This window comes from Streptococcus sp. SP1 (assembly GCF_030440005.1).
GTDB lineage: Bacteria > Bacillota > Bacilli > Lactobacillales > Streptococcaceae > Streptococcus > Streptococcus parasanguinis.
This window is the reverse complement of record NZ_JAQFJJ010000001.1, coordinates 155,692-174,087: the sequence shown is the minus strand read 5'-3', so window position 1 is coordinate 174,087 and position 18,396 is coordinate 155,692. Positions and strand designations below refer to the sequence as shown.

Genomic DNA, 18,396 nt, shown 5'->3' with positions numbered 1-18,396 from the left:
TATAAATAAAAATCAGTATGAAATCAAATCGGAGGATAAAATGGAAAAACAAATTAATGAAAAAATTCGTGAAATTGAACAAAGTGTTAACGAGATGATACCAGTAGCTTGGGATAATCTTTACATTGGCATTAATCTTGCTTCTGATGGAGGAGGAGTGTATTATTTCTTTAATGAAGAAGGAATAAATGAGTATATCTACAATCTCTATATTCCTAAGCAATATAGTATTACTATTTAAGAATTTAAAGAAAATGAAAGACTGGAATTCTGTCAATATTTTGGACACATTTTGTGAGGAAAATTTGAAGGCTAGCGCCCTTCGGTTGTTGGTGCACTTCTACGAGATCATAAAATGAATTTTATAATCACGTAGATTGATGTATTGAATATATTTATCAAATACAGTAGATATGTTAATTTTATCAGAAGAGATGGTTCAGACTAAATGGATACTAATCATATATTATTTACTATTTAATTATCAAAATGAATATATGACGGTATAATTAAAATTTCAGAACAAAATTAATCCTCAAATAAAAATTGAGTGTACTCAATGGTTATGGTATAATATACATAAAAATTATATCTAAAGAAAAGAGGAAACGGCATAGCATTAAATTATAAACCCTTGTGGATACAACTCGCCAAAAAGGGATTAAAGAAAACAGAAGTTATTGTTATTGCACAGATTACAACTAATGTCATGGCACAGATGGGAAAAAATAAGCCAATCACATTTAAAAATTTGGCAAAAATATGTAATGCATTGGAATGTACTCCAAATGATGTATTTAGTTTTAAGGAGGGTGGAAATGAATGACTGAAATGAAAATAATGCTTGTAGAAGATGATATTAACTTAGCAGAGCTTATTAAGATATATTTAATATCAGAGAATTGGAAAATCAGCATTTTTCATACTGGAAAAGAGGCGTTAGAGGAATTTGAAAAAAATAAATATGACTTGATATTATTGGATATTTTACTTCCTGATATAAATGGATTTGAAATATGCAAAAAGATAAGAGAAACGTCCACTGTGCCAATCATTATGCTTACTGCCTTAGAAGATTCTATTCATAGAGTGCAAGGATTGAATATAGGTGCAGATGACTATATCGTAAAACCGTTTGAACCATCTGAATTGATTGCGAGAATTAATTCTCATTTTAGAAGAAATTATGTATTTACAAAAAATATTGTAAATACAATTAATTGTGATAGAGAAGTTAATAATTTAAAGATTAGCATTAAAACACATAAAGTTTACTATGGTAATATAGAGATTGAACTAACGCCAAAAGAATTTGATATTTTGTGGTTGCTTATGGAAGAACCTGGTAAAGTGTATAATATGGATGATATACACTATAAAATATGGGGTGATAAGGTGCTAGAAAATGAAGTTAATCCAGTTATGGTTCATGTAAGAAGAATTAGAAGTAAGTTTGAAAAGATTGGGTTAAAATCAGTCATATTAACTGTTTGGGGAGTGGGGTATAAAATCAATGGGTAAGAAAAACCGTTTTTTTGTGGAAGGTATTATTTATCAAATACTATGGATATTTTTAAGTACAATCCTATTTTTCATTATTTACAAAATAATGGATAATTCTTTTGTTGACAGTGTAAATCCAGAATTGCCATTAGATAAATTTGCTTCCTTTTATTTTGAAATAGGTAAATATATAATACTTTTACTAGGGGCGGTTGCTATATTGATAGGGACATTTATAATACAGAAAAAAAGGTTTTATGTATATAATCAATATTTTGAGTCTGGACTGAATTATCTTAAAAGTGAAGATAAAGATTTAATACCATTTCATGAGTCATTATCAAAGGAACGAGATTTGTTTATAGAACTTCATAATTACAATAAAGAACTTGAAAAGGAGTATGAACTGGTATATAAAGAAAAAACAGATCTGCTAACGTATTTAGCTCATGATATAAAAACTCCTCTTGCGAATATGATAGGTTATATAACACTATTAAAAGACGAAAAAAATCTTTCTGAAGAACAAAAAAATAAGTTTGTTGATGTTATATATGAGAACATAGAATATTTAAATCGTTTAAGTGAAGATTTTTTTTCATATTTAAAATTCAATTTAAATGAAATTCCACTAAATTTAACGGATGTAGATATAAAAATTTTTTTTAGCCAGTGGGAAGAAGAAAAAAGTATATCTATAAAAGATCATCTTTTGATTTTGGAGTTTTTAAATTTGGAAAACAGTAAGATTAAAACGGAACCACAACTTTTACTTAGAATAATGGAGAATCTGATTACAAATGCAGTTAATTATTCTGTGAAAGGAACAAGCATAAATATAAAGGTTGAGGAAATTAATGGAATGTTAAAAATAAGTGTTATAAACGATGTTTCTCCAAATTTAAATGTGAATTGGAATATGGTTACTTCAAAGTTTTATAGGGGAAATTTATCAAGACGAATAAGCAATAATGGATCGGGACTTGGACTTACAATTGTAAGTGACATTGTAAAACACTTGGGTGGAAATTTTGAAATTGGAGAGGAGAATAAAAGAGTTTGTGCTAAAGTAATACTTCCATATAGATTAAATTAAATCGCAAAGAAAACGCAAGAATTATTCAAAGATATCGTTAAGTATAAAGCAAAGAGCTATTCTATAATATAAATAAGGATAGCTCTTTTATATTTGAATGGAATTCTTAATTTGAATCATCATCTGTGATTATAAATATATAAAAGAGAGGTGGAGTTTTATGAATTACAATAATCCTCATAGGTATAGGAACGGAGATTGAGTAGAGTTTTTGAAAACTTTATTCGGAAGAAAAATTTTACAAAAAGTTTAAGTATTTGAGAGAGGAGAATTTTATCATGAAAAAAGCATTGTCATTAGTATTATTAACAGGTTTTATGTTAGTATCATTCGTACCAGCATTTGCAGCAGAAAAAACAAACTTACCATATGTTGAAGGTCTTGGTTATGAGGTGGAAGTATTTGAAGAAGATTATACTCTGCCAAGGTTGTTCAGTTATGATAGCGGATGGAAAAGTTTTTTAGGTGGAAAATGGAGACATGGTGTAGGTAGTGTATATGTTTGGTCTAAATACGATCACAATAATAAAACACATAAAACTACAGTACAAGGTGCTGGTGGTCAATTCTCTTATTCGGGTTGGACAAGAGCTGGAAGTAGAGCAGAAGCTTCTTGGGAAAAAGCTTCAAGTGGTAATAGAGCTTGGGCTGATGTTAAATAACAATAAATAAAAATAGTTGAACGAGTTTGAGCGGTGCCACGTTGTTATTTTAGTATTGTGGTATTACTCATACTCGTTATTTTTATAAAGTTGGAGATGATGCAGAATGAAAAAAACAGTGGGTATACTGGCAATTTTACTAATTATAGTGATTGGTATAGGAAAGTTTTTCTATTCAGACGGTATGTTTTTAAATATATTCATAAAAGAGTTTAATACTACTGTAAACATTGTAACAAAGCCAGAAATAGCTGATAAAACAATAATTGAATTGCAGAAAATCGCCAATAAAAATGATTTAAGCTTCATAAAGGAAGAATATATTCCTAAGAATAGTAGATTTGATAAACAGAAAATAAAGATTTACATTCATCTAAATGATTCTGAATGGTTCAAGAAATCTTTTAGAAATATATCTATTGCTGATAGCAAAGACAAATTGAATGATTTTGAGAATGTAAAATCAATGAGTTTACTCACGTCAAAAGATATAAGCTTAATTCCTTTTGAAAACGTCAGCAAGGAAAAAGTTAATGGGGATTATCATGTAAGAGGTACGGAAGTAAATATTAATAAGTTTATTGAAGAAATAAATCAAAATGAAAAATTAAAAACAGAGGTCGTGGTTAATCCGGATTTTACTGTTTCTAGTGAATTCACACAGAAACAAGCATATCTATATATGCTTACGATTTTTATTATATTTGTAGCTACTGTCTTTTGTCTAATTATTTATAATGGGATGCTTTCAAAGGAATTATCGATATCAATTTTACTAGGATACGACAAATTAACTTTAGCTATTTCTAAGGTTTTAAATATTCTTGCAATACCAGCAATAGTGGGACTTGTACTGACGATTGGAATTATAGAATATTTAGTTGCTCCTAGTGATATTTTAGGATTTATGATATCAATGAAAACAATACTTATTTTAGTTGCTTTTATAATAGGGGGGCTAATATCAATAGAGTTTATATTGATTTATCTCAAATTAAAAGGAATTAATGTTATTGCCTTATTGAAAGGTTATAGAAGAAGTTATCATAGAAGTTCTTTTTTTATAAAAACAGGGTCGATTGTTATGGTTCTTTATTTAGCAATTGTAAGTATTTTAGGACTCGCTGATTACTTGAGTATGAAACAATACATTCCAACTTGGGAAAACTCAAAATATTATGCAAATATGGCTTGTGCATGGTCTTGGAGTTATGAAAAAGATGATGATAAGTTCCATGAGATTGTTATTCCAAAGCTGAATAACTTATGGAATAGTTTGGACGATAGTGGAGCAATATTATTTAATGCCCCAAACGTTAGAAAAGAGGGAATGAATGATGATGAGGAGTATCTAAATCAACAACCGTTTCAAGGCAATTATGCCTATGTAAATAAAAATTATTTACATATTGCTAATCTCTTAGATAAAGATACGAATAAAATAGAACAATATAAAATACATGAAAATGAGTGGATTGTTTTTGTTCCAGAAGATGTTAAAATTACTGAATTTGACAAAGAAAAAATTCATGAAGATCATATTTTTCAAAATATAAAAAAACAAGGTACAATTATAGAAACATATGTAAGGCTGAAAGATAATCAAAGTGTATTTTCTTTTGATAGTGGCAAAAGAATTGATGAAGCAAACTTGAAAAATTATGTTTTGGTAGCAGTAAATGGGAAAGAATTACTCCCAGATTACGGAATCAAACTATCATCTTTAGTAAATGGGCAGCTACATCCATATGTTAAAGAGCCTAGTAGAGGATACGAGAGTTTGAAGGACGTAATTGAAGAAACAGAATCTGAGCCGTTTATACTCTTTATCAGCTCAGTCTACGATGATATAGTCTCAAGAATAGACGAATATAAGATGGAGGCAAGTATATATGTTATTGGTCTTGTCTTATCTATTGTTATTTTAGCAACGTTATTAAAAATAGATAAAGAAATATATTTTTATAATCATGGACAACGAATAGATGTTTCTAGGTTGTTGGGATATGGATTTTTTGATATACATCATAAGAAAATTATTGAAAATATCGTTGGTTATATCATAAGTATTATTATTTTATTTATGGTTATTATGGTAACAGGAGTAATAAGTGATGTTGGACTGTTTATACCAAGAGATGGTTGGAGTATGTCTAAACTTTTGATTAGTTTAATAATAGCTATTTGTGGAAGCTTTATATGTTTTGGCATAGAAATTTTACAACTAAAGAAAAGTGAAAGAAGCATTGTACTTAGGTTAAAGGAGGGGTGTTAAATGCAAAAAGAAAAGGAATTGCAAATAACCTTAAGAAATGTCTCTAAGAAATATGGGGAACACAGTATTTTGGAAAATATTAGTTTGGATATTTATAAAGGAGATTTTGTTTGTATCTTTGGGAAAAGTGGAGGAGGAAAAACAACACTTTTGAATATAATTGGGACATTAGAAAATTATGATAGTGGTAGTGTAACCTGTTTTTCAAATCGAGATCCTATAAAAGATCCTAAAGTAGGAGAGCTATTACGCAGAGAAAAAATTGCTTATTTATTTCAAAATTTTGCTTTGGTGGAAAAAATGACGGTTGAGGAAAATATGATGCTTGCTGCCAAATACAATAAAGAAAAAAATAAGAAAAATCTTATAGAAGCTGCCTTGAATAAAATGGGCATTTCAGACAAATTAAAATCGAAGGTTTATGAACTTTCAGGTGGAGAACAGCAAAGGGTAGCCCTTGCAAGAAATATGATAAAACCGTTTGAAATTATGTTGGCGGATGAACCGACAGGTTCTCTTGATTATGAGAATAAAAAAATTGTAATCGATACACTTATTAGATTAAATAATGAAGGTAAGACGATCGTAGTTGTAAGTCATGATAAGGACTTTGAAAAAGTAGCACATAAGAATTATATTATTGAAAAGTCAGCTATAAGGGAGGTGTTAAGATGAAAAGGAAGATTGCTTTATTAGTACCGGTTATAGCACTGTGCATTTGTGGTTTATTCTTTTACATGAACAGAAATAGTGATGATATTGATGTTGCATTTACAGTAAAAAATGAAACAAAAGAAAAAATAGATACAGTGGGTATTGCGATGGGGAAAAAATGTATTTTGAATAGAACAAATGGAGAAAAATTTTATTTTCCAAAAGATCTAGTCAAAGAAAAACAAGACAAAGCTATTGTTTTTGTAGTATCTAAAGATGGAATCATAGCAAAGTCAGGTGAAATAGATTTAAAAGAAAATAAAGAAGTAAGCATAAGGGAAATTAAAGAAGGAGAAATATCATTGGATATAGCTGCTCAAAAAACAGATATAAAAATTAGTATTCCTAGATTAGATGCTTGGAAGGTTAGTACAGATAAAAAATTTATCAAGGGTTCTTATGAAGCAAATACTGATTCGCAATATACATTATATTTATTAGGAAAAGGAGGAAAATTAGGTATTTCCAGTACAGAAATGAAAGGAATACGTGTTATTGCAAGTTGGGAAAAACCGAAAGATAAAATAGATAGTTGGCTTATATTTAATGATTAAAAACACCCCAAAAGTTAGATTTTTTCTGTCTAACTTTTGGGGTGCAGTTCACTGAGTCCTTTTAGTTTTATCTTAATTCGTTCGATGTTGTAATAATCAATATAGTCTACAATAGCTTGTTCCAATTGCTCAAGTGAGTGAATGGTCTTCTCATAACGATAAAACCTCTCAGACTTAAGAATGCCAAAGAAGGACTCCATCATGCCATTATCTGGGCTGTTTCCTTTACGTGACATAGATGGCTGGATTCCTTTATCCTCTTTATTTAATCTAATAGGTCCTTATTTTCAATTAAGAGTTCTAGTGGGGATTTATCTCTTGCTACAATAAAACCGGGTTCATATTGGGTATGAAATGTTCTTTTCTGAGAAGTTGGATCAATATACAATTCATCTCCATCTTCTGTGTATAGTTGGTTGCCTCTTGTTAGGTAAAGTAAATCCTCTAAGTACTGTCCATCAGTTTGTAGAAAATGTTCGATGTATTTGACAGCCTTTAAGATCTCACTTACTTTATCAGAGTATTCATTCGATTCAAGAACACTCTTTTCTAATTCAATCTCCTTACTCGTTCCAAAAAGTTGAGTTGGAGTTGCATTAAAATATTCTGCTATCTTATCTAAATTTGCAAAGGTAGGATAGCTTTTTTGTTTTTCGTAGTCAGAGATGGACTGTTTACCGATTCCTAAATCTTCAGCTAGTTGAGTTTGGCTTACCCCTTTTTCTATGCGTAGTCGTGCCAAATTGGGTCCAAAATTTTGAATAATAAAGGTCATGATAAACTCCTATGTTGTATTTTAAACTTATTCTATCACCTATAAACTTACAAATCAAGTTTTTAGTTGACTATTCCAAATGTTTTTTATAAAATATATTTATAACTTACAAATAAGTTACAAATGATACAAATAAGTCATATATTTAGGAATAGTAAGTGAGGAGGAATTTGAGGACGAGACTATGACTATGACTGATGACTATTCGAAGCCTTGGAGCTAGAAATTGTGTGGACAAAGGCAAGGGACGAGCCTGACGGGAAGTCAGGCGAAGTCCTGCAGACTGCCGTCCAGACAATTTCTAGCCAAGCAAAAGCTGGCTATTCTAACAGCCAGCAAAAAGGTACACTTAGGACAACGTCCAAAGAACGACGGGACGAGCAAACGTTGATTTGACGGTGTTTCTGAGGCCTAAAAAATCTAAAAGAAGGGGGGACAATTTTGTTGGTTTCTATACAAGATTTAAGAAGCATTCAAGAACGATGTGAAATAGGAGAATTAGTACAGCGACTAGATGTCAGTATTGATAGATTAACGGTTATCTGGGATACAGAAACTGGTTCCTTAAGACGAATTTTCAAAAATCTGAAACAGGCAATAAGTACAAGAGTTGACGCATTTGAAATACATGATAACGTACGAGATGATGTCTTTACTTTAGCTAAAGATTTTAATGAGTATGATTCGATCAATATTATATTTTTTCAACTATCCACTTATGGAGGTGAACAATTGATTCGAATTGATTTCAATCCTAATACTTTAAAAGAATTTGATGGAATGAAAGTATGGAGGCAATTAATGTACTTTGCCAGATTGAATTCATTGACGGTACGTTTGTCTCGTTTTGATTTGGCATTTGACATTTTCAACAGGCCTGAAATCGTTAATTTGCAACATATTAAAGGTGGTGTTACCCATAAGGTCTTCTATGGTCGAGGGGGCGAATTAGAGACGAAATATTGGGGTTCTAGCGGTAGTAATGTACAAGTTAGGTTATACGATAAGAATAAAGAAATCATTGCTCACAAGCGCGAAGAGAAGCTGGATTTGGCTGTAAATCCGTTTTGGTGGAGACTGGAGTTCCAACTTAGAACCAAAGCGATTGGTGAGGAGATGGTCCAAGATATTATGAATCGACTTGATAATTTCGGATTTTATAAGCTAGAACATATTCGAGTGGAGCAAAGAGCATTTACAATTATCTTTCTCAACAATCCTGAGCTGTTGTCATTGGCTTTTCCAAATTTAAAATCAGATAGCATCAAAAAGAAAAAAACAAGAGTCCGCAAACTATTGAGAGAAGAAACGAACCAATTTGCGGAAGAATTAAAAGAAGTATTAATACAGAATCTCCCTAAATTAAATACAGAATTACAACTACTTGTAGGCGAGTTTCTGAATTTAGAAAATAAATAAGGAGGATAACTATGGATCATAATTTAATTAGTAACAAAGAATTAATTGAAATGGGCTATCGCCCTCACACTGCAAATGATATCATCCATCAGGCAAGAGAATTACTTGTATCACGAGGCTATACATTTTATAATCGCAAACGTTTGATGGTTGTTCCAAAAAATGTTGTAAATGAGATTCTAGGAACAGAGGTGGCGTAATATGGCAAGTGTTCGTTACCGAAAGCGAGGAGATAGTAATTTATGGACCTATGAAATTCGTAACGAAGGAAAAACTGTTGCTCATAATAGCGGTTTTAAAACAAAAAAACTTGCAGAGTCAGAAGCTGAACCGATTCTGCAAGAACTTCGTTTAGGAAAAAGAATTTCTAGAGATATTTCTCTTGCCGATCTATATCAAGAATGGCTTGAACTAAAAATTTTACCAAGTAGTAGGTCGGAAGAAACAAAGAAAAAATATCTTCTCCGTAAAAACACAATTGAAAGATTATTTGGAAATAAAAAAGTCACTCAAATTCGTGCGAGTGAATACCAAAGAATTATGAATAAGTATGGGCAAACAGTTGGTAGAAATTTTCTTGGTAGATTGAATACTGGAATTCATCAGAGCATCCAAATGGCAATTGCTGACAAAGTTCTAATAGATGATTTTACACAACATGTCGAGTTGTTTTCATCCAAAGAACAACAGATGACAGAAGAGAAATATTTACATACAGAAAAGGACTATCTGGATTTACTTTTAGCAGTAAAGAGAAAATTTGATTACCAACGTTCAATTGTTCCTTATATCGTCTATTTTCTATTAAAAACAGGCATGAGGTTTGGAGAGTTAATAGCGTTAACTTGGAATGAAGTTGATTTTGACAGAGGATTGTTAAAAACATACAGGAGGTATAATACTCTCTCTCATAAGTTTGTTCCACCAAAAAATAAAACGTCTATTCGGATGGTTCCAATAGACGAAGAGTGTATCAAAATTTTGCGCCTTTTACAAACGGAGCAAGAAAGAGCAAACATGGAGTTAGGAATCAAAAATCGATATCGAATGATCTTTCAACATTTTGGATATATTCATTCAGTTCCAGATATTGCTAGCGTCAATAAAGCTTTGAGTGTTCTCTTAAATGAGTTGGACATTTATCCAATTATCACGACAAAAGGAGCACGTCACACCTATGGAAGCTACCTCTGGCACAAAGGGTTTGACCTTGGAGTTATCGCAAAAATTCTAGGGCATAGAGATATTTCAATGTTGGTAGAAGTATATGGACACACTTTAGAAGAGAAAATTTTTGAGGAATTTAATCAAATCAGAGATATCTGGAAAGATTGCTCATAAAAAAATGTGGGGCAAATGATGGGGCAAATGCTCTTAAGACAAGCAAAAAAGCCTTGGTTATCAAGGCTTTTACTGTTGAAGTTTGATGCCCCCTACAGGGCTCGAACCTGTGACCCATAGATTAAGAGTCTACTGCTCTACCAACTGAGCTAAGGAGGCAAATATAAAAAGCTGTATTGGTGCCGAAACTTCACGATTTGTATTGAACCCGCGCAATTAAGCAGGTGGGCAACTCGCTCTGACTTAGCTGCTTCCGCGTGAAACGGCCTGCATACTGCCAGAAGTCTTTTGTTTCCCTAATAATACAAAAAATAGTCGGTCAACACTTAAGTGTGAAGTCGTACACCACAGCGTTTCTATATGTATATGATACCACATTTTGAAAATATTTCAAGGGAAAATCTCAATTTTTTGAAACCGATGTCACTTTTTCTTAAATTGATCAATCTTCTCCTTGGTGGTTCCGAGAGCACGCTCGTACTTGCCATTTTCATTGGGAATAAAGTAGGAGGCGTGTTTGAGCTTGTCTGGCAGGTAGTCCTGATTGACCCAGTTGCCAGGGTAGTTGTGGGGGTATTTATAGTTTTGCGCATTTCCCAGTTCCTTGCTTCCGGCATAATGACCATCTCGGAGGTGGCGAGGAATAGGAAGGTTGCCAGAACTTCTAAGATCAGCCAGCGCCTTGTCCATCGCAACGTAGGCTGAGTTGGATTTAGGCGAAAGGGCTAGATCGATGACGATGTTGGCGATGAGAATGCGGGCCTCAGGAAAGCCGATGCGCTCAGCTGCTTGAAGGGCTGTTACGGTATGGATCTGCGCATCTGGATTGGCCAGACCGATATCCTCATAAGCGATAACAGTCAAGCGACGAGCGAGGCTGGGTAGATCTCCGGCTTCGATCAAACGAGCGGCGTAGTGGAGACTAGCATCGACATCCGAACCACGGATAGATTTTTGCAGAGCAGAGAGTACATCGTAGTGGCCATCTCCATCTTTGTCCATGGTGATATAGCTGCGCTGGAGGCTGTTTTCCATGATCTCTAGCGTAATATGGCGAATCCCTTCTGCATTTTCAGAGGTCGACAGCACCGCCAGATCGAGAGAATTAAAAGCAGAGCGAAGATCTCCATTGGTCGAGGTAGCGATGAAATCCAAAGCGTCCTCATCGAGCACGACTGGAAAGTCAAAGCCACGCTCGGGATCATCTAGAGTCGTTTTCAGAGCTTGCTTGACCTCCTCCGTCGTCAACGGTTCCAGCTCAAAGATCTGTACGCGGCTACGAATAGCGGGTGTGACAGAGAAAAAGGGATTTTCAGTCGTTGCACCGATCATGATGACTAGACCGCTTTCGAGCAAAGGCAAGAGAAAATCTTGTTTGGTTTTATCGAGGCGATGGATTTCGTCCAAAAGGAGGACTAAGCCACCAGAAAATTTGGCCTCCTCTGCGATTTCTTGGAGGCGTTTTTTACTGTCAACTGTTGCATTAAAAGTTCGAAAAGCATACTTGGTCGTTCCTGCGATCGCAGAAGCAATACTGGTCTTTCCGATCCCCGGAGGTCCATAGAGAATCATAGAGGACAGACGATTGGCCTCGACCATGCGACGAATGATTTTGCCTTCTCCGACCAGGTGCTGTTGACCGATGACTTGATCGATCGTTCGTGGTCGCATACGGAGTGCGAGATTGTCGGGCATTTCCTTCTCCTTTCTAGCTTTGTCTCCTTTCAAAGAGGCGTTTTTTATGGTAAGATTGTAGTAACTATTGTATCATATTCCGCTCTAAGAGTGGGAAATTAGAAAGAGGACGCTATGTCTAAATACGGATTTTTGGATATTTTAGAAGAGGAGATGGACAAGGTTTTTCCTTTTGATTTTGAGATCAATTGGGATAAGAAAAACCATGCGGTAGAAGTGGCTTTTCTCTTGGAAGCGCAAAACACAGGCGGGGTTGCCCTGGTTGATGAAGCTGGAGAAGAGTCTGACGAGGATATCTTCTTTGAAGAAGCCGTCATTTTCTACAATCCAGCCAAGTCTCATGTGGAAGAAGATGCCTATTTAACAGCGATTCCTTATGAGCCGAAAAAAGGCTTGTCTCGTGAGTTTCTAGCTTATTTTGCGACTTTCCTTCGAGATACAGCTGAGCTGGCCTTGGATGAGCTCATGGATTTCTTAGCAGACGAAGAAGCAGAGAGCTTTGAGATCGTCTGGAACCAAGAAGTTTTTGAAGAAGGCAAAGTCGGCCTAGAAGAAAGCACCTTTTATCCTTATCCGAGATATTAGGAGGGAAAGCTCATGCTTGAGGATTGCTTAGAAGAACGGTTCGAATTTACGGGTTGTAAAATTGCCTTGATTTGTGATGGGCAAATTTTGACCATCTTGCGCGATGACAAGGAGGATATTCCCTGGCCTAATATGTGGGAATTACCAGGTGGTGGTCGGGAAGGAAATGAGACCCCTTTTGAGTGTGTGGCGCGTGAGATTTATGAGGAATTGAGCATCCAACTGTCGAAAGCCGATGTGATCTGGTCCCGGCTCTACCCCAGTATGCTAGATGGAAATAAAAAATCCGTCTTTTTAGTTGGGAGGTTGACACAGGAACAGTTCGAAAGTATCATCTTCGGAGACGAGGGCCAGGGCTATAAGTTAGTGAGCTTTGAAGAATTTTTAACTTCAGATCGAGTTGTTCCCCAATTGCAAGAACGAGTGAGAGATTATATGGAGGAAAGTTTATGATAACACTTGAGAAAGCAGGAGCAGAGGATTTAGAAACCATTATTGCCATTCAAAGAGCCAGTTTTAAGGCAGTCTATGACAAATACCAAGATGAATATGATCCCTATCTAGAAGATCGTGAGCGAATCAAATGGAAATTAGTTGAGCGGCCCCATAGCTATTACTACTTTGTAAAAGAAAACGAAGAGAAGATTGGTTTTTTACGAATTCATACCAATGAAGAGTTAACGGAAGCTTGGTTGGGGACTGCAGCGATTCTGCCTCCGTATCAGGGAAAAGGGTATGGATCTGAAGGATTACGCTTGCTAGAAGAGGAGTTTTCAACCGTTAGACAATGGGATTTGTGTACGGTGTTACAGGATGCAGGGATGGTCGCGTTTTACGAGAAGAATGGCTACCATCAAACCCATATCGAGCCTGAAAAAGAAGGCATGGATATGGTCTACATGAAAAAATTAATAGAGAAATAGAAAGGATGGTTCAGTTAAATTTCTAAACTGAACCCGCCCTAAACACTGTGCCAAAAAGGTAAACTTCTCATAGATACAAGTGTCTTCAGAGAGTTTCCTATTTTGGCTTTGTGTTTTACGGGCTTGGTATCTTAATGATGGAAACATGGCAAGAGTTAAAAGTAACGGTGAAGCGTGAGGGTGAGGAGCTAGTCTCTAATCTCTTGATCGAGTTAGGCGCCCAAGGAGTTGCGATTGAAGACAGCATGGACTATGTGGGAAATGTCGACCGTTTCGGTGAGATTTTCCCAGAGGTTGTGCAACAAGAAGAAATCGTGGTGACGGCCTACTACCCGGAAACGGTTGATGTAGCAGCGGTTGAAGCGGATTTGCAGGCGAGTCTTGCAGAATTGACCGACTTTATGGATTTAGGAGAGATCAAGATGGGAACGACTGCCTTGGCTGAGGAAGACTGGGCCGACAACTGGAAGAAGTACTATGAACCAGCTCGTATCACTCATGACTTGACCATCGTGCCGTCATGGACAGACTATGAAGCGACTGCTGGAGAAAAGATTATCAAGCTGGATCCAGGGATGGCATTTGGAACAGGAACCCACCCAACAACCAAGATGAGCCTCTTTGCCTTAGAGCAAGTTCTTCGTGGTGGGGAGACAGTGCTAGATGTGGGGACAGGATCAGGCGTCCTTTCCATTGCTAGCTCCCTTCTGGGTGCTAAGGAAATCTTTGCCTATGACTTGGATGATGTAGCGGTTCGCGTCGCTCAGGAAAATATTGAACTCAACCCGGACATGGAAAACATCCATGTTGCCCCAGGCGATTTGCTCAAGGGCGTGGAGATTGAGGCAGATGTCATCGTAGCCAACATCTTGGCGGATATCCTTATCCATCTGACAGACGATGCTTATCGTTTGGTCAAGGACGAAGGTTACCTGATCATGAGTGGCATTATCAAGGACAAGTGGGACATGGTGCGTGAGTCAGCTGAGTTAGCTGGATTTTTCCTTGAAACCCACATGATCCAAGGGGAATGGAATGCCTGCGTCTTCAAGAAGACCAAGGATGTCTCCGGTGTGATTGGAGGCTAGCATGCAGCAGTATTTTGTAAAAGGATTGGCTAGCTCACCTGTCACCATTGAGGACAAGGAGACCAGCAAGCACATGTTTCAAGTCATGCGCTTAAAAGAAGATGATGAGGTGACCTTGGTCTTTGATGATGGGATCAAGCGCTTGGCGCGCGTGGTCAATGTAGAAGCCCGTCAGTTGGAGTTAATCGAGGAATTAGCGGACAATGTGGAACTGCCAGTCCAAGTGACCATCGCATCAGGCTTTCCCAAAGGAGACAAGCTGGAGTTTATCACTCAAAAGGTGACGGAACTGGGTGCTAGCCAGATCTGGGCCTTTCCCGCTGACTGGTCCGTTGCCAAATGGGATGGCAAGAAATTGGGCAAAAAGGTTGAGAAGTTAGAAAAAATCGCACTTGGAGCAGCCGAGCAAAGCAAGCGAAATTTGGTCCCGAGCATTACTCTTTTTGAGAAAAAGGTTGACTTTCTTGCACAACTGGACCAGTTTGACCGCATCGTGGTGGCCTATGAAGAGTCGGCTAAAGATGGAGAGGCAACTGCTCTGATTCAGTCGCTGACAGAATTGGAAGCTGGAAGTAAACTACTCTTTATCTTTGGACCGGAAGGTGGTCTTTCACCTGCGGAAATTGAGTCTTTTGAAGCTAAAGGAGCAATCCTTGCAGGACTTGGCCCTCGTATTCTTCGAGCAGAAACAGCACCACTCTATGCTCTCAGCGCCGTGAGTGTTGTTACAGAATTAATGAACTAACGAAGTGAAGGAATCACTTCGTTAGTTTTTTTTACAAAAATCTTCTATTTTCAAAAATTTTTACGAATTATAAAAGTAAGGAGAGGATGCATATGAATAAAAAAGAGAATAGACGACGTTTGATATTTTCTGTGATAGTTGTTGGACTCTTGATCTGGGTTGGGTCAAAAGTAAAGGATCATCTAGAATTCCAACAAGAAATGGTCCGAATTGTACATAGTCAAGAAGTGAAAAAGTTAATTGTAGATGATTTGAAACAGGAAGATCCGGACGCGTTTACAGAAAATGGAAAAATTCAATCGTATGAAATTGATGACGAAACGATCGAACACAATCCAATGGGAGGAATTATGTTTAAGGTAATTATAAATGGAGATAAAGAAATAACTGGAAGTATGGGATTAAGGAAGCGTAGTGAAGATGGCCCGATTAGATCTGTAGGGATGAGTACTTCTGTATTTCATCTAGTTTAACAGAACTTGAAAGTTCTCTAGATCAGGTTATTGGAACTATTGATTCGGATTTGGCTGGAAAATTTTCAAACTCTGTTAAAGAAGGGGTTGGAAGAAAGAAATTGGAGTTAAACGCTTTGCAAGAGTTTTGTAAGACAAAGTAGTATCCGTATATTAAAGTAGCTTCATTGGTTCCCATCTGCTTCTAAAAGTGTTAAAATAGTATCCAAGAAACTGGAGAAAATGAATGCCGAAAGAAGAGAATTTAACAGGGGACCAAGTCGTTGCCCTTACAAAAAAATATTTATCACCTGAAGATGTTGCTTTTGTGCAAAAGGCTTTGGTCTATGCGGTTGATTGCCATAGTGGGCAATTCCGTCAATCTGGCGAGCCTTATATCATTCATCCGATTCAAGTGGCAGGAATCCTTGCCAAGCTGAAGCTGGATGCTGTGACGGTAGCCTGTGGCTTTTTACATGATGTCGTGGAAGATACGGATGCGACTTTAGATGATTTAGAGCGCGAATTTGGTCATGATGTGCGCGTGATTGTCGATGGGGTGACCAAGCTCGGGAAGGTCAAGTACAAGTCCCATGAAGAGCAGTTGGCGGAAAACCATCGCAAGATGCTTATGGCCATGTCTCAAGATATCCGTGTCATTTTGGTCAAATTGGCAGACCGCTTGCATAATATGCGTACCCTTAAGCATTTACGCAAGGATAAGCAAGAGCGCATTTCGCGTGAGACCATGGAAATCTATGCGCCACTCGCCCACCGGCTCGGGATTTCCAGCGTCAAATGGGAACTTGAGGATTTGTCTTTCCGTTATTTGAATGAGACAGAATTCTACAAGATTTCTCATATGATGAAGGAAAAACGTCGCGAGCGCGAAGAGTTGGTGGAAGAGGTTGTCCACAAGATCGAGACCTATGCTGGGGAACGTCATTTGCATGGGAAAATTTATGGTCGACCAAAGCATATCTATTCGATCTATCGCAAAATGCAGGATAAAAAGAAACGCTTTGATGAAATCTATGACTTGATTGCCATCCGCTGCATCTTGGATACTCCAAGTGATGTTTATGCCATGCTGGGCTACATCCATGAGCTCTGGAAGCCAATGCCGGGGCGCTTTAAGGACTATATTGCCAACCGGAAGGCCAATGGCTACCAGTCCATCCATACGACTGTATACGGTCCTAAAGGGCCAATTGAGTTCCAGATCCGAACCAAGGAAATGCACGAGGTTGCCGAGTATGGGGTTGCGGCTCACTGGGCTTATAAAAAAGGGATCAAGGGTCAAGTAAACAGCAAGGAATCAGCTATTGGGATGAACTGGATCAAGGAGATGATGGAGCTCCAAGACCAGTCAGGCGATGCCAAAGAATTTGTTGAAAATGTAAAAGAAGACATCTTGGCAGAAGAAATTTACGTCTTCACACCAGATGGAACCGTGCGCTCGCTTCCGAAAGATTCTGGACCGATCGATTTTGCCTATGAGATCCACACCAAGGTTGGGGAAAAAGCGATTGGTGCCAAGGTCAACGGCCGGATGGTGCCTCTTAATACCAAGCTACGGACAGGAGATCAGGTGGAGATTATCACTAATGCCAACTCCTTTGGTCCGAGCCGTGACTGGCTGACCCTTGTTAAAACTAGCAAGGCGCGCAACAAGATTCGTCAGTTCTTTAAAAATCAAGACAAGGAATTGTCGATTACCCGTGGTCGGGATCTCTTGATGGCCCAATTTCACGAGCATGACTTGGTAGCCAATAAGTTCATGGACAAAAAGCACATGGATAAAGTGCTACAAAAATCAAGCTATAAGACAGAAGAAGCCTTGTTTGCGGCGATTGGTTTTGGAGAGATCGGGGCTATTACCATCTTTAACCGCTTGACGGAGGAAGAACGTCGAGAAGAAGAGCGGGCTAAGGCACGCGCAGAAGCAGAAGAGCTGGTCAAAGGTGGCGAGGTCAAGGTTGAAAATAAAAAAGACACCTTGAAGGTCCGTCATGAAGGTGGCGTGGTTATCCAAGGAGCTTCTGGACTCTTGATTCGGATTGCTAAGTGCTGTAACCCAGTTCCAGGAGATGAAATTGTGGGCTACATTACCAAAGGGCGTGGTGTTGCGATTCACCGCCGAGACTGTATGAATCTTCGCGCTCAAGATAACTACGAGCAACGCTTGATCGATGTCGAGTGGGAAGACAATAATACGACCAAGGACTACATCGCCCATATTGACATTTATGGACTCAACCGTGCAGGTCTTCTTAACGACGTGCTCCAAGTCCTCTCCAATACAGCTAAGATGATCTCAACTGTCAATGCTCAACCAACCAAAGATATGAAATTTGCCAATATCCACATTTCCTTTGGGATTCCGAACCTATCGATGTTGACAACAGTTGTGGATAAGATTAAGAGTGTGCCGGAGGTGTACTCTGTTAAGCGTACCAATGGCTAGTCTTCTGCGAAAATCGACTTCATACTGCGTTAGTTTCGACTGGCCTAACTACAGTTATGCCTGCGTCTCACTGCCTTGTCTGATGTCGATTTTCTTTGAAGA

At 37.2% G+C, this 18,396-nt stretch carries 20 protein-coding genes, 1 tRNA gene, 1 other RNA gene and 2 pseudogenes; 19 read left to right on the top strand and 5 right to left on the bottom strand.

All coding sequences use genetic code 11. The annotated features are described in order from the left end of the window. Nucleotides 1-40 precede the first annotated feature (40 nt). From PCY07_RS00830 to PCY07_RS00795, 8 genes and pseudogenes are all read left to right on the top strand, one after another. Nucleotides 41-238, top strand: a pseudogene (locus PCY07_RS00830) (immunity protein YezG family protein); the annotation flags it as partial. Between the two features lie 375 nt (nt 239-613). Next, nucleotides 614-826: a helix-turn-helix transcriptional regulator gene (locus PCY07_RS00825; protein ID WP_227223529.1), complete on the top strand. Its 213-nt coding sequence runs from the start codon at nt 614-616 to the stop codon at nt 824-826. Next, nucleotides 823-1,521, top strand: a complete 699-nt coding sequence (locus tag PCY07_RS00820; protein WP_301355846.1) for a response regulator transcription factor — start codon at nt 823-825, stop codon at nt 1,519-1,521. Before PCY07_RS00825 ends, PCY07_RS00820 begins: the two co-directional genes overlap by 4 nt. Beyond that, nucleotides 1,514-2,599, top strand: coding sequence for a sensor histidine kinase KdpD (locus tag PCY07_RS00815; protein ID WP_301355850.1), 1,086 nt, complete (start codon nt 1,514-1,516; stop codon nt 2,597-2,599). Before PCY07_RS00820 ends, PCY07_RS00815 begins: the two co-directional genes overlap by 8 nt. 278 nt (nt 2,600-2,877) lie before the next feature. Beyond that, a complete protein-coding gene (locus tag PCY07_RS00810; protein WP_301355853.1) occupies nt 2,878-3,261 on the top strand; it encodes a lactococcin 972 family bacteriocin in 384 nt (127 codons plus the stop codon). Nucleotides 3,262-3,367: 106 nt separating this feature from the next. After that, nucleotides 3,368-5,536, top strand: coding sequence for a hypothetical protein (locus PCY07_RS00805; protein WP_301355854.1), 2,169 nt, complete (start codon nt 3,368-3,370; stop codon nt 5,534-5,536). After that, entirely contained in the window at nt 5,537-6,211 is a 675-nt protein-coding gene (locus PCY07_RS00800) for an ATP-binding cassette domain-containing protein (protein ID WP_301355856.1), read from the top strand. Then, complete coding sequence (locus PCY07_RS00795; RefSeq protein ID WP_301355859.1) at nt 6,208-6,804, top strand: conjugal transfer protein; 597 nt, start codon at nt 6,208-6,210, stop codon at nt 6,802-6,804. Before PCY07_RS00800 ends, PCY07_RS00795 begins: the two co-directional genes overlap by 4 nt. A 29-nt stretch (nt 6,805-6,833) precedes the next feature. Here the strand turns inward: PCY07_RS00795 and PCY07_RS00790 are convergent. Beyond that, nucleotides 6,834-7,064, bottom strand: a pseudogene (locus tag PCY07_RS00790) (IS3 family transposase); the annotation flags it as partial. Nucleotides 7,065-7,069: 5 nt separating this feature from the next. After that, on the bottom strand, nt 7,070-7,579 hold the full coding sequence (locus PCY07_RS00785) for a helix-turn-helix domain-containing protein (protein WP_247941099.1): 510 nt from the start codon (nt 7,577-7,579) through the stop codon (nt 7,070-7,072). A 213-nt stretch (nt 7,580-7,792) separates the two neighbouring features. Between PCY07_RS00785 and PCY07_RS10420 the strand changes: the two genes are divergently transcribed. From PCY07_RS10420 to PCY07_RS00770, 4 genes are read left to right on the top strand one after another with little or no spacing between them, the layout of a single operon-like run. Continuing rightward, nucleotides 7,793-7,975 carry a hypothetical protein gene (locus tag PCY07_RS10420; protein WP_366921380.1) on the top strand — a complete coding sequence of 61 codons (183 nt, stop codon included), beginning with the start codon at nt 7,793-7,795 and terminating at the stop codon, nt 7,973-7,975. Nucleotides 7,976-8,020: 45 nt separating this feature from the next. After that, nucleotides 8,021-8,998 carry a replication initiation protein gene (locus tag PCY07_RS00780; protein ID WP_301355862.1) on the top strand — a complete coding sequence of 326 codons (978 nt, stop codon included), beginning with the start codon at nt 8,021-8,023 and terminating at the stop codon, nt 8,996-8,998. An 11-nt stretch (nt 8,999-9,009) separates the two neighbouring features. Next, nucleotides 9,010-9,198, top strand: coding sequence for a DUF3173 domain-containing protein (locus PCY07_RS00775; protein ID WP_301355864.1), 189 nt, complete (start codon nt 9,010-9,012; stop codon nt 9,196-9,198). A gap of 1 nt (nt 9,199) precedes the next feature. After that, a complete protein-coding gene (locus PCY07_RS00770) occupies nt 9,200-10,339 on the top strand; it encodes a site-specific integrase (RefSeq protein ID WP_134973532.1) in 1,140 nt (379 codons plus the stop codon). 86 nt (nt 10,340-10,425) lie between these two features. On the opposite strand, the gene PCY07_RS00765 is transcribed toward PCY07_RS00770, so the two are convergent. The 3 genes from PCY07_RS00765 to PCY07_RS00755 all read right to left on the bottom strand — a co-directional run bounded on the left by PCY07_RS00765 (nt 10,426) and on the right by PCY07_RS00755 (nt 12,034). Beyond that, nucleotides 10,426-10,498, bottom strand: a tRNA-Lys gene (locus PCY07_RS00765). 5 nt (nt 10,499-10,503) lie between these two features. Then, nucleotides 10,504-10,696, bottom strand: a non-coding RNA gene (gene ssrS / locus PCY07_RS00760) — 6S RNA. 66 nt (nt 10,697-10,762) lie between these two features. Beyond that, nucleotides 10,763-12,034 carry a replication-associated recombination protein A gene (locus PCY07_RS00755; protein WP_301355869.1) on the bottom strand — a complete coding sequence of 424 codons (1,272 nt, stop codon included), beginning with the start codon at nt 12,032-12,034 and terminating at the stop codon, nt 10,763-10,765. Nucleotides 12,035-12,148: 114 nt separating this feature from the next. Here PCY07_RS00755 and PCY07_RS00750 point away from each other — a divergent pair, with 114 nt between their 5' ends. The 7 genes from PCY07_RS00750 to PCY07_RS00720 all read left to right on the top strand — a co-directional run bounded on the left by PCY07_RS00750 (nt 12,149) and on the right by PCY07_RS00720 (nt 18,294). Further along, on the top strand, nt 12,149-12,619 hold the full coding sequence (locus tag PCY07_RS00750) for a DUF3013 family protein (RefSeq protein WP_049473933.1): 471 nt from the start codon (nt 12,149-12,151) through the stop codon (nt 12,617-12,619). Nucleotides 12,620-12,631: 12 nt separating this feature from the next. Beyond that, nucleotides 12,632-13,072, top strand: a complete 441-nt coding sequence (locus tag PCY07_RS00745; protein WP_013904513.1) for an NUDIX hydrolase — start codon at nt 12,632-12,634, stop codon at nt 13,070-13,072. After that, entirely contained in the window at nt 13,069-13,542 is a 474-nt protein-coding gene (locus PCY07_RS00740) for a GNAT family N-acetyltransferase (protein ID WP_301355873.1), read from the top strand. Before PCY07_RS00745 ends, PCY07_RS00740 begins: the two co-directional genes overlap by 4 nt. 137 nt (nt 13,543-13,679) lie before the next feature. Further along, the gene (prmA, locus tag PCY07_RS00735) at nt 13,680-14,630 is read left to right on the top strand and encodes a 50S ribosomal protein L11 methyltransferase (RefSeq protein ID WP_301355899.1); all 951 of its coding nucleotides are present in this window, start codon (nt 13,680-13,682) and stop codon (nt 14,628-14,630) included. 1 nt (nt 14,631) lies between these two features. After that, entirely contained in the window at nt 14,632-15,375 is a 744-nt protein-coding gene (locus PCY07_RS00730) for a 16S rRNA (uracil(1498)-N(3))-methyltransferase (protein WP_301355875.1), read from the top strand. A 92-nt stretch (nt 15,376-15,467) separates the two neighbouring features. Beyond that, nucleotides 15,468-15,848 carry a DUF1310 family protein gene (locus tag PCY07_RS00725; RefSeq protein WP_301355876.1) on the top strand — a complete coding sequence of 127 codons (381 nt, stop codon included), beginning with the start codon at nt 15,468-15,470 and terminating at the stop codon, nt 15,846-15,848. A gap of 226 nt (nt 15,849-16,074) precedes the next feature. Further along, on the top strand, nt 16,075-18,294 hold the full coding sequence (locus PCY07_RS00720; RefSeq protein ID WP_195311546.1) for a bifunctional (p)ppGpp synthetase/guanosine-3',5'-bis(diphosphate) 3'-pyrophosphohydrolase: 2,220 nt from the start codon (nt 16,075-16,077) through the stop codon (nt 18,292-18,294). The last annotated feature ends 102 nt before the right edge of the window (nt 18,295-18,396 follow it).

What these genes read in the sequence shown, in the direction of transcription:
- PCY07_RS00820 (WP_301355846.1), top strand. Translation starts at nt 823, where the DNA reads ATGACTGAAATGAAAATAATGCTTGTAGAAGATGATATTAACTTAGCA.
- PCY07_RS00815 (WP_301355850.1), top strand. Translation starts at nt 1,514, where the DNA reads ATGGGTAAGAAAAACCGTTTTTTTGTGGAAGGTATTATTTATCAAATA.
- PCY07_RS00810 (WP_301355853.1), top strand. Translation starts at nt 2,878, where the DNA reads ATGAAAAAAGCATTGTCATTAGTATTATTAACAGGTTTTATGTTAGTA.
- PCY07_RS00805 (WP_301355854.1), top strand. Translation starts at nt 3,368, where the DNA reads ATGAAAAAAACAGTGGGTATACTGGCAATTTTACTAATTATAGTGATT.
- PCY07_RS00800 (WP_301355856.1), top strand. Translation starts at nt 5,537, where the DNA reads ATGCAAAAAGAAAAGGAATTGCAAATAACCTTAAGAAATGTCTCTAAG.
- PCY07_RS00795 (WP_301355859.1), top strand. Translation starts at nt 6,208, where the DNA reads ATGAAAAGGAAGATTGCTTTATTAGTACCGGTTATAGCACTGTGCATT.
- PCY07_RS00785 (WP_247941099.1), bottom strand. Translation starts at nt 7,579, where the DNA reads ATGACCTTTATTATTCAAAATTTTGGACCCAATTTGGCACGACTACGC.
- PCY07_RS00775 (WP_301355864.1), top strand. Translation starts at nt 9,010, where the DNA reads ATGGATCATAATTTAATTAGTAACAAAGAATTAATTGAAATGGGCTAT.
- PCY07_RS00770 (WP_134973532.1), top strand. Translation starts at nt 9,200, where the DNA reads ATGGCAAGTGTTCGTTACCGAAAGCGAGGAGATAGTAATTTATGGACC.
- PCY07_RS00755 (WP_301355869.1), bottom strand. Translation starts at nt 12,034, where the DNA reads ATGCCCGACAATCTCGCACTCCGTATGCGACCACGAACGATCGATCAA.
- PCY07_RS00750 (WP_049473933.1), top strand. Translation starts at nt 12,149, where the DNA reads ATGTCTAAATACGGATTTTTGGATATTTTAGAAGAGGAGATGGACAAG.
- PCY07_RS00745 (WP_013904513.1), top strand. Translation starts at nt 12,632, where the DNA reads ATGCTTGAGGATTGCTTAGAAGAACGGTTCGAATTTACGGGTTGTAAA.
- PCY07_RS00740 (WP_301355873.1), top strand. Translation starts at nt 13,069, where the DNA reads ATGATAACACTTGAGAAAGCAGGAGCAGAGGATTTAGAAACCATTATT.
- prmA (WP_301355899.1), top strand. Translation starts at nt 13,680, where the DNA reads ATGGAAACATGGCAAGAGTTAAAAGTAACGGTGAAGCGTGAGGGTGAG.
- PCY07_RS00730 (WP_301355875.1), top strand. Translation starts at nt 14,632, where the DNA reads ATGCAGCAGTATTTTGTAAAAGGATTGGCTAGCTCACCTGTCACCATT.
- PCY07_RS00725 (WP_301355876.1), top strand. Translation starts at nt 15,468, where the DNA reads ATGAATAAAAAAGAGAATAGACGACGTTTGATATTTTCTGTGATAGTT.
- PCY07_RS00720 (WP_195311546.1), top strand. Translation starts at nt 16,075, where the DNA reads ATGCCGAAAGAAGAGAATTTAACAGGGGACCAAGTCGTTGCCCTTACA.